Below are 561 nucleotides of genomic sequence, written 5' to 3' on the forward strand. Positions count from 1 at the left end.
CTTGACCCCGTCAAGTAGACAATGAAAAAAAGAACGGTTATGCGGCGACTTTTTCCCGATGCTCTACAGGGGAAAGGTCGCCCAATTTTTTCTGGAAACGCTCTTGGTTGTAGAAGGTGATGTATTCCTCGACGGCTTGGTAGGCTTCCTCAAAAGTCTTTGGTTGCGTGAGGTGAAGCTTCTCTGTTTTCAGATGGGAGAAGAACGATTCGATACAAGCATTGTCAAAGCAATTCCCACGACGCGAATGGCTTCCTAACATCCCGTAGCTCTTCAAACGGTGGGCATACGTCCGGGAGGTATACTGAAAACCTTGATCCGAGTGTAGAAGTACATCCTTTAGAGATCCTTTCTCCTTAAGCCGCTCCAACGAATCCAGAACCAGCTCCAGATCATTACGCTTCGACAGGGACCAGGAAACGATCTCATTGTTATACAAATCTTGTACTGCCGACAGGTAAGCAAAGGAGTTCCCCATTCGAACGTAGGTAATATCCGTTACGAGACGACGTAACGGAACCTCGGCGGTAAACTCTCGATTCAACCGGTTCGGAAAGAGGA

1 protein-coding gene is annotated in these 561 nt (G+C 47.8%); it reads right to left on the reverse strand.

Annotated elements, in window-relative coordinates:
- Window positions 1-37: 37 nt before the first annotated feature.
- Window positions 38-561: IS3 family transposase (locus IEV46_RS17895; protein ID WP_188433991.1), on the reverse strand; the 524-nt coding region annotated here is incomplete at its 5' end.

It is taken from the genome of Kroppenstedtia guangzhouensis (assembly GCF_014637345.1).
GTDB classification, from domain to species: Bacteria; Bacillota; Bacilli; order Thermoactinomycetales; family DSM-45169; genus Kroppenstedtia; species Kroppenstedtia guangzhouensis.